The organism is Brevibacterium sp. Z349TD_9, from assembly GCF_056173565.1.
In genome coordinates, this window is sequence record NZ_CM149680.1 from 1,645,812 (window position 1) to 1,654,654 (window position 8,843).

Sequence of the window (8,843 nt, forward strand, 5' to 3'; positions counted from 1 at the left end):
GGCTGGTATTATTGATGTCATGAGCTATCAAGTGGTTGCCGCGCTTAGTCCCGTGGCCTACGACTACAACGGGTTCGTGACCTCTCGGCAGGCCCACGACGTAGGGGTGTCGAATACGCAGCTGAAGTCGATGGCTGACGCTGGAGTCCTGGAGCGAGTTGAACATGGAATCTACCGGTTCGAAGCTGCCCCTGGGCAGCTCTCCGATCCGACGTTCTGGCGGTGGCTCGCCGTCAGCCAGGGCGACCGTCACGGAAGCGACGGTGTACCACCGGTCATTGTGGCGGGAGAGAATGCCGCTGAGCTCCACGACATCGGTGACTTCTGGCCTCGCGGCTTTGACTTCATCGTCACTGCCCGTCGGTTCACTCGAATCGATGACGTGCGGCTTCGGAGGCGGACAGTCGAGCCGATTGATGTCGACTATGTTGACTCGATTCCGGTCCTGACTATCGAGGCCACCCTGGCGGATCTGGCGGGACCAGATCAAGGTGCAGATCTGTCACTGATTGGGGATGCCTACAGGGATGCCCGTCGACTGGGGAGGATTGTGAGGCCTGAGCGTCTGGTGGCTCTTCTTGGGCGACATGCCCACATTCATGGATTCTCCCGAGGCGACGGAGCGGCACTCCTCGACTACATCGGGCCGAACGCCGATAGAGTCGCCGCATGACAGATTCCGGCTACTCGACCTGGACGGCCACCGACAAGGCGATCAAAGCAGCGGCGAGGACAATTTCGAAAGAGCAAGGACGAGACTTTCACGCCCTCATTCGCGGCGCCTACTTCGACCGGTTCCTCTCTCGCGTGTTCGATGAATCGCAGGGAAACCGCTGGGTGCTCAAAGGTGGTTCTGGCATGCTCGCCCGAGTCCCCGACACTAGAGCCACCAAAGACGTGGATCTCACTACCTCGGCCATGTCGATCGACGATGCCGAACGAGCACTGATCGAAGCCGCGTTCAACGACATCGGCGACCATGCAGTGATCCACCACCGCGACAGTCGCCCCATCGTCGAACGTGACGTGCAACCCGATGTCACAGGGCGACGAATCACATTCGAGATGCGTGATGCTCAGACGTTGAAGCTCATCCACACGATTCCTGTTGACTTGGTCGTCGAGGACGGTCTGATCGGCAGGACGGAAGTGATTGATCCAGCCTCCAGAGTCATGCCATCAAGGGGATTGCCGACAGCCCCCTACCGTCTTTATCCACTGGCAGATCAGATCGCCGATAAGGCCAGTGCCACCATGCTTCGCTTCAACGGTCGACCGAGCACGAGGACCAAGGACCTCGTGGATCTCGTCGTCATCGCGCGCACACAATCAGTTGATGTCGACAAAATGCGAGCAGCGATAGAAGCACGCTTCACGGCTCGACGTGAACCGATCCCCGCTCAATTCAAAGTCCCCGACGGGTGGAGTGCACGATACTCACAGATGACAAAGGGTGTGCCAGCTTGCCAGGGACTCGAAGACGTTCACGCAGCCGAAAAGCTCGTCGGCACACTACTGGCACCAGCCCTCAACCCCGCACACCCTCGGTGTCACCAGTGGACGTCACAACGCGGATGGGATACAGCCCCTGAGGCCAGCAAAACTGTTTCGCCCACTGATCCGACCATGATTGCCCCTTCGGTCGAACCTCCTGGATCCGACGGACCAGGCGTGAACTAACGCTGCGTTCATCGGCTCCGGCACCCTGGTTGGTGCCGTGGTTGAGAGAGGCCGGTCCCCATGGGCCGCCCCCGTTGTTAGGTCCGGTCTCTGTGTGAGTCGTCGGGTTCCATTTCGTGGGTGCAGTGGCGAGCATAGTCGGCCGGGGTGAGGTAGCCCAGCGCCGAGTGGCGTCGCACGGTGTTGTACTCGACCTTCCAGTCGCCGATGACGACCTGGGCGTGCAGCAGTGAGTAGAAGCTGTTGATGTTCAAGCACTCGTCGCGCAGGCGGGAGTTGAACGACTCGACGTAGCCGTTGAGCCACGGCGAGCCGGGCGGGATGTACGACAAGCCGGTGCGGGTGCCGGCCCAGTCGGCGATCGCCTGGCTGATGAACTCGGGCCCGTTGTCGCTTCTGAGGACCGCGGGCGGTCCGTGCAGCTTAACGAGGTCGTCGAGATGGTCGGTGAGACGGTCGGCGGTGATGGAGCGTTCCACGAGGCCGCCGAGGCAGACCCGGGTGTGCTCGTCCACGATCGACGCGATTTTGATCGGACGCCCGGCCTCGTCGACGTCGAACTGGAAGTCGATGGCCCACACCACGTTCGGGGCGCACGCCTTGGGGGCGTCCGTGGTCGAGGAGCCGATGCGCTTACGGCGACGTCGCTGGGGCACGCGTAGGCCTTCCTCGCGCCATAGCCGCTGGATCTTCTTGTGGTTGACCTGCCAGCCCTCGCCGCGGGCGTCGTGGCACGCGCGCCGGTAGCCCCAGCGGGGGTGCTTCTTCGCGTAACCGCGCAGCCATTCACGCAAGGCGGCGTCGGGGTCGGCGACGGTATCGGCCTTGAGGGTGCGCCGGTAGGCGGACCTGGATAGCCCGGTCAGCCGGCACGCCATCCGCTCGCTCACCCGCATCTTCGCGATGAGGTGAGCGACAGCGGCGCGCCTCCTGCCCGGGCCTAGAAGTTTCCCTCTGCCAGCTCCTTCAGCGCCGCCTTCTCCAGCTCTGCTTCAGCGAGCAGACGCTTGAGGGTGGCGTTCTGCTTCTCGAGCTCCTTGAGGCGCTTGGCGTCGTCGGCCTTGAGCCCGCCGTACTGGTTGCGCCACCGGTAGTACGTCTGTTCCGACACGCCCAGCTCGCGGCACACCGCCGCGACGTCCGCGCCATCGGCCAGCATCCGGTCGGCCTGTCCGAGCTTGCGCACGACCTGCTCAGGCGTGTGCCGCTTCCTCGTGTTCGTCATGATGAGACCAGTCTTCCTGCCCGCAGCAGCGAGCATCAAGACGACTCACACAACGACTGGACCTACATCCCGGGGTCAGCCCACTTGCCCGATCATGAAGAAGTTTATACAGTAAACGATGACACTTGAACATGAAATAACCAGTAGGCTTCGCGGCTGAGACTCGTACGATCGTCAAAGAGCGTGGAGCTCAGCTCTATCAGTAAGTCGTTGCGGGAAGCACCGGTTATGCAACAGGGGAGATCGATTTTTATGAAGAAGAAGCTGATATTGGCAGTCGGTGTCGGGGCTGGGTTTGTGCTCGGTTCGCGTGCGGGCCGAAAACAGTACAACGCCCTCGTCGCCAAGGTCCGCGAACTGTGGAACAGTCCCCAGGCCCGGCGAGTGGTCGATGCAACCACTGGTGCAGTGAAAGACCACGCACCCGATTTCGCTGGCCAGGCGGGGGCGAAAGTGAAGCAATTCGGTGTCAAAGCTGCGAATCAAGCTCGAGCCCAAGGACGAACCGGACTGGCCGAGAATCTCGACAAGGCTGGTGATTTCGCGCAGGATGCAGCCGAGCACGGTGGTCAGGCAGCAGCGAATGCGGCTGCCCAAGGTGATCGTGACTCCAATGGCAACGCCCACGATGAGGTCACGCCACAACCAGCGCCCCAAGCAAAGGATGCTTAAGCAACTCCTTGGGGTGAGCTATCGAGCGCCCTGCAAGCCTCCTTGGGACTGATGCAGGGTTTGGTGACATCTGATCTGGCTTGTACACAGGCAAGCCTGGAAGGATAGACACCATGCCCCAGCCCTATCCGAAAGAGTTCCGCGATGACGTCGTCCGCGTGGCCTTGAACCGCGACGAGAAGACCACGATCGGACAGATCGCCAAGGACTTCGGCGTCCACGAAGGCACCATCGCGAAATGGCTCCGCCAGGCCGAGATCGATGCTGGTAACAAGCTCGGCAATACCACCGACGAATCCGCTGAACTGCGGGAGCTGCGGCGGCGGACTCGCCTGTTGGAGCAAGAGAACGAAGTCCTGCGCCGCGCGGCTGCGTATCTGTCGCAGGCGAATCTGCCGTCAAAAGGCTCTACCCGCTCGTGAGAGAGCTCGCCGTCGACGGTATTCCCGTGGCGGTGTCGTGCCGGGTCTTGAAGCTCTCGCGCCAGCCCTACTACCGGTGGTTGGCCACGCCGGTCCCTGAAGCCGATATCGTCGAAGCGTACCGGGCCAACGCCCTGTTCGACGCCCACTGCGACGATCCCGAGTTCGGATACCGATACCTCGCCGATGAAGCAGAGTCGGCCGGCCATCCCATGGCAGTGCGCACCGCGTGGCGGTTGTGTTCGACCAACTCCTGGTTCTCAGCCTTCGGCAAGGGCCGGGGTAAGAATGGAAAGAAGCCCGGTCCACCCGTCCACGACGACCTGTGTGCCGTGGTCGACGAGGACGGTCGGACCCGGCACAAGTTCACAGCCGATGGCGTGAACCGGCTCTGGTTGACCGACATTTCGGAACACCACACCGATGAGGGCAAGCTGTACCTCTGTGCGATCAAGGACGTCTACTCGGGCCGGATCGTCGGCTACTCGATGAGTGCGCGGATGAAGGCCCGGTTGGCTGTTGACGCTCTCGAGATGGCGGTGGCCCGCAGGGGTGGTGATGTGGGCGGATGCACGGTACACAGCGACCGTGGCAGTCAGTTTCGATCAAGGAAATTCACTCAGAGTCTGGCTTGCCACGGCCTTGTTGGGTCGATGGGCCGGGTCGGTGCTGCTGGCGACAACGCGGCCATGGAGTCATTCTTCGCCCTGCTGCAGAAGAACGTTCTCGACCGTCGCCGGTGGGTGAGTCGGGAGCAGTTGAGAATCGCGATCGTGACGTGGATCGAGCAGACGTATCACCGTCGTCGGCGGCAAGCCCGGTTGGGTCGTTTGACACCTGTCGAGTACGAAGCAATTATTGAGTCACCTGCAGTCGCAGCGTGACACCCGAATTGTCACCTCTCCTTGCATCAGTCCCCTTCAACTGAACTCGCGCTACCGTTCCGCCTCACATAGCCCCATCCCTATGCCAAAACAGCGAGGCCAGTCTGGTCTCATCGTCGAAAGCAGGCCCCTGATGAATGACCCTTCCTCTCTACCGTCATTATCGACCGGTGAGCTCGTATCGCAGTTATCGGAGCAGGCTAGCCGGTTGATCCGTGACGAAATTCAACTCGCTCAGATCGAGATGAGCACGAAAGCCAAGAAGGCCGGCCTCGGCGCGGGTCTGCTTGGTGCAAGCGGCGTCATCGCCCTCTATGGTCTCGGTGCAGGGATTGCGACTGCCATCATCGCCCTAGCCCTCATCATGCCGGCGTGGTTAGCGGGTCTGGTCGTGACTGTGTTCCTCCTGGCTATCGCCGGTGTCGGGGCCGTGATCGGTAAACGGAAGGTCTCCGAGACCACGCCGGTGCCTGAGCGCACGGTTGAGGCTGCGAAGGAGACTGTGGACACGCTGAAGAAAGGGGCTCGTGATGGCCGACACAAATGACACAGGTCCCAACGCCTCACCATCCGAGATTCAAGCTGACATTGCCCGTACTCGTGAAGAACTTGGACAGACTTTGGCTCAACTCGTCGAGAGATTCGACGTCAAAGCCCAAGCGGAACACACTTTAGACGATGTCAAAGACCGTGCCGCCGGTGCCATAGGCGACGTACGCGACAAGACGGAAAACGTAGTCGCCGGAGCCAAAGGGGCAGTTAAATCTGTGCTCTCCTCTGACGATGCCGCCGGCGATTCGGCCGGCGTGACTGATCCAGACGAGGCTATCGACAGTGACTTGGCGTTGAGGTCCCGAGCTGGCTGGACTGACCTTGCGCCGTTGGTGATTGCTTCGGGGCTCGCGCTGGCTGCCGTCATCGTTGCGGTTGGGTGGCGCCGATGATTGGCCGTAGAAAGATTGCCCAGAGCGACCAGACATACCCCGGGGAGCGTTCGAGTCTCGAAGAGTCCGCGGAAAGGGACGATACGGGTCCAGCCTCCTATGCCGAGGCAAAGGACTCGAGACAGGGGGTCGCAGCCGAGGACCCGGTCAAGCCCGATGCTCCGCAGAAGCTGACCGGCCCAACGTGGAAGTACGTGGCGAGCAAGACACTGCGGGAGTTCCTCGGTGATGACTGCCTGCAACTGGCCGCTGGTCTGACCTACTATTTAGTTCTCGCGTTGTTCCCTTCTCTTCTAGCGATCCTGTCGATCCTGGGTCTAGTCGGCCAGAGTCAGCAGACAGTCGAAACAGTCACCGGAATCATCACCGATCTCGGCGGAGGAACGATCGCGCAAACGTTGACACCCACCCTGACCGAACTGGCACAGAACTCGACAGCGGGGTTGGCATTTATCATTGGCCTTCTCGTCGCGCTGTGGTCGGCATCGGGTTATGTTGTTGCATTCGGCAAGGCAATGAATCGCATCTACGAGAAGGATGAAGGCCGCCCGGTCTGGAAACTTCGTCCCGTCATGCTCCTAGTCACCCTCGGTGCGGTGATCCTCGTCGTGATCGCGGCGTTGATCCTCGTAGTCTCGGGACCGGTGGCGCAGGCGATTGGTGATGCAATAGGGATTGGGTCGACGGCGATATTGGTGTGGCAGATCGCGAAATGGCCCATTTTGCTCGTCATCGCGATCGTCTTAGTAGCCTTGCTTTATCACGCGACACCAAATGTCCGTCAGCCAAGGATGAAGTGGATCAGTCTCGGGTCTGTGTTCGCGATCGTTGTGTGGGTCCTGGCGTCGGCGGCTTTTGCTTTCTACATTGCGAATTTTTCGAACTACGCGAAGACTTATGGGTCATTGGCCGGGGTGATTATCTTCTTGCTCTGGTTGTGGATCACGAATATCGCTCTGCTACTGGGGGCGGAGCTCAATGCCGAGATCGAACGTGGGCGCCAACTCCAGGGGGGAATACGAGCTGAAGAAGACATTCAGCTACCTCCACGAGATACCACGACACTGGATAAGGCCGAGAAGAAGAACGCGAAAGATACCCGCAGAGCACGGGCCCTGCGAAAATCTCGAGGCAAGAACGCCCAGCCGACTCGCAATGCCTAGTAGCAAATGATTACCGAAGGAGAAGGAGTAATGGTCAAGACCCAAGAAAGAAACGGTAGTAGAGCGGCCAAATTGCTGTATCGTCCGTTCGGGCTAGCAGGCAGCGTCGTTGGCGGCGCCCTGGCCGGCCTCGTGTTCAAACAGATATGGAAGCGGGCAACGCCTGGTGAGAATGCCGATGCACCCGGTGCGTTGGAGTCTGAACATGGTCTACGCGAGATCCTCGTCGCAGCCGCTCTCCAGGGTGAGCAATGATCAGAACCTGTGGATGGCCCTCGGCGGGGTGACGTGAAAGTGGCGTACCTCCCGAGCAAGATCTGAAGCCCATACAAGTTCTGATCAGGGTCGGCGTTGGCGCGCCGGCTCGGGAAGGTACGCCCATGCTCAAGGTAGTCCAGGAGAGCACCAAGTCCAACGTCGACGCGACCACCGTTGGGGGTGGGTCGCTGCTGGATGAGATCGTGCGCGATGGCGCCAGGCAGATGCTCGCGGCCGCGCTGCAGGCCGAGGTCGCCGCCTACATTGAGCGGTTCATCGAGGAGGTCGACGAGCACGGCCACCGGCTCGTGGTGCGCAACGGGTACCACGCGCCCCGGGTGGTGACCACCGCCGCTGGTGCGGTCCCGGTCCGGCAGCCTCGGGTCAACGACCGGCGGGTGGATGAGGCCACCGGTCAGCGCAAGCGGTTCGCCTCGGCGATCCTGCCCGCGTGGGCCCGCAAGTCCCCGCAGCTGGCCGAGGTGCTGCCGCTGCTGTACCTGCACGGCCTGTCGAGCTCGGACTTCGCTCCGGCGCTGGAGCAGTTCCTGGGCACCGCCTCCGGACTATCGGCCAAGACGATCACCCGGCTGACCGAGCAGTGGCAGGCCGAGGCCGCCGCGTTCAACCAGCGGTCGCTGGCCGAGACCGACTACGTGTACGTGTGGGTCGACGGGATCCACCTCAAGGTCCGCCTGACCCAGGACAAGGTCTGCCTGCTCGTCATGGTCGGCGTCCGCGCCGACGGCACCAAGGAGCTCGTCGCGCTCGAGGACGGGCACCGCGAGTCCACCGAGTCCTGGGCAGACCTGCTGCGCTCGTGCAAGCGTCGCGGCATGGCCGCCCCCGTCCTTGCCGTCGGCGACGGCGCCCTGGGGTTCTGGCGTGCGCTGCGGGACGTCTTTCCCGAGACCGCCGAGCAGCGGTGCTGGTGGCACAAGATCGGCAACGTGCTCGCCGCGCTGCCCAAGTCGGTGCACAAGGACGCCAAGGCCGCCCTCGCCGAGATCTACAACGCGCAGGACCGCGAGCACGCCGAGGCCGCGGCGCAGGCGTTCGCGGCCGCCTACGGTGCGAAGTGGCCCAAGGCGGCCGCGAAGATCACCGAGGACCTGGACGTGCTGCTGGCGTTCTACGACTTCCCGGCCGAGCACTGGGTGCACCTGCGCACGACCAACCCGATCGAGTCCACGTTCGCCACCGTCCGGCTGCGGCAGCGCGTCACCAAGGGACCGGGCTCGCGCGCCGCGGGCATCGCCATGGCGTTCAAGCTCATCGAGTCCGCGCAACGACGCTGGCGCGCGGTCAACGCACCCCACCTCGTGGCCCTCGTCCGCGCCGGCGCCACCTTCGAGAAGGGAAAGCTCGTCGAACGACCCGAGGAATCAGCAAACCAGCAACACGTAGCGTGACACGCCGATCCACAGGTCTTGACAATTACTCCTCCAGGGTGCGCTCTTCGCCTTGGTGAAGGCACTGATCGATCGCGGAATGGCGAACGTGTTTGCGAAGTTCATTGGTGACTGGCCCGGTGACTGACCACGACGCTGACAGCAAACGCAGCATCAGTCCAGTGGCTGTAACTGTGTTCACGG

The 8,843-nt window shown here is 61.9% G+C and carries 10 protein-coding genes; 9 read left to right on the plus strand and 1 reads right to left on the minus strand.

The genetic code is table 11. The annotated features are described in order from the left end of the window. The first annotated feature begins 19 nt into the window (after positions 1 to 19). The gene (locus AC0VYB_RS07420; protein ID WP_180960671.1) at positions 20 to 673 is read left to right on the plus strand and encodes a type IV toxin-antitoxin system AbiEi family antitoxin domain-containing protein; all 654 of its coding nucleotides are present in this window, start codon (positions 20 to 22) and stop codon (positions 671 to 673) included. Next, positions 670 to 1,680 (plus strand): nucleotidyl transferase AbiEii/AbiGii toxin family protein, encoded by a 1,011-nt coding sequence (locus tag AC0VYB_RS07425; RefSeq protein WP_101624968.1) that lies wholly within the window; start codon positions 670 to 672, stop codon positions 1,678 to 1,680. Before AC0VYB_RS07420 ends, AC0VYB_RS07425 begins: the two co-directional genes overlap by 4 nt. Positions 1,681 to 1,757: 77 nt before the next feature. Here the strand turns inward: AC0VYB_RS07425 and AC0VYB_RS07430 are convergent. Continuing rightward, positions 1,758 to 2,905, minus strand: a protein-coding gene (locus tag AC0VYB_RS07430) for an IS3 family transposase (RefSeq protein WP_100227560.1) whose coding sequence is annotated in 2 segments (ribosomal slippage) — positions 1,758 to 2,635 and positions 2,635 to 2,905 — 1,149 coding nt in all. Because the reading frame shifts where the segments join, the coding sequence is not laid out codon by codon here. A gap of 252 nt (positions 2,906 to 3,157) precedes the next feature. Here AC0VYB_RS07430 and AC0VYB_RS07435 point away from each other — a divergent pair. The 7 genes from AC0VYB_RS07435 (at position 3,158) to AC0VYB_RS07465 (ending at position 8,660) form a co-directional block, all read left to right on the plus strand. Next, positions 3,158 to 3,577, plus strand: coding sequence for a hypothetical protein (locus AC0VYB_RS07435; RefSeq protein WP_146001456.1), 420 nt, complete (start codon positions 3,158 to 3,160; stop codon positions 3,575 to 3,577). Positions 3,578 to 3,690: 113 nt separating this feature from the next. Continuing rightward, a protein-coding gene (locus tag AC0VYB_RS07440) for an IS3 family transposase (RefSeq protein ID WP_435382378.1) occupies positions 3,691 to 4,883 on the plus strand; the annotation gives its coding sequence in 2 pieces (ribosomal slippage) (positions 3,691 to 3,975 and positions 3,978 to 4,883; 1,191 coding nt in all). A gap of 133 nt (positions 4,884 to 5,016) precedes the next feature. Then, the gene (locus AC0VYB_RS07445) at positions 5,017 to 5,430 is read left to right on the plus strand and encodes a phage holin family protein (protein WP_101624975.1); all 414 of its coding nucleotides are present in this window, start codon (positions 5,017 to 5,019) and stop codon (positions 5,428 to 5,430) included. Continuing rightward, positions 5,414 to 5,827 carry a DUF3618 domain-containing protein gene (locus tag AC0VYB_RS07450; RefSeq protein WP_101624974.1) on the plus strand — a complete coding sequence of 138 codons (414 nt, stop codon included), beginning with the start codon at positions 5,414 to 5,416 and terminating at the stop codon, positions 5,825 to 5,827. Before AC0VYB_RS07445 ends, AC0VYB_RS07450 begins: the two co-directional genes overlap by 17 nt. A 194-nt stretch (positions 5,828 to 6,021) precedes the next feature. Beyond that, positions 6,022 to 6,990, plus strand: a complete 969-nt coding sequence (locus tag AC0VYB_RS07455; protein ID WP_475385110.1) for a YihY/virulence factor BrkB family protein — start codon at positions 6,022 to 6,024, stop codon at positions 6,988 to 6,990. Between the two features lie 30 nt (positions 6,991 to 7,020). Continuing rightward, the gene (locus tag AC0VYB_RS07460) at positions 7,021 to 7,245 is read left to right on the plus strand and encodes a DUF4235 domain-containing protein (protein WP_475385111.1); all 225 of its coding nucleotides are present in this window, start codon (positions 7,021 to 7,023) and stop codon (positions 7,243 to 7,245) included. A 125-nt stretch (positions 7,246 to 7,370) separates the two neighbouring features. Further along, positions 7,371 to 8,660, plus strand: a complete 1,290-nt coding sequence (locus tag AC0VYB_RS07465) for an IS256 family transposase (protein ID WP_125106307.1) — start codon at positions 7,371 to 7,373, stop codon at positions 8,658 to 8,660. Positions 8,661 to 8,843: the final 183 nt, after the last annotated feature.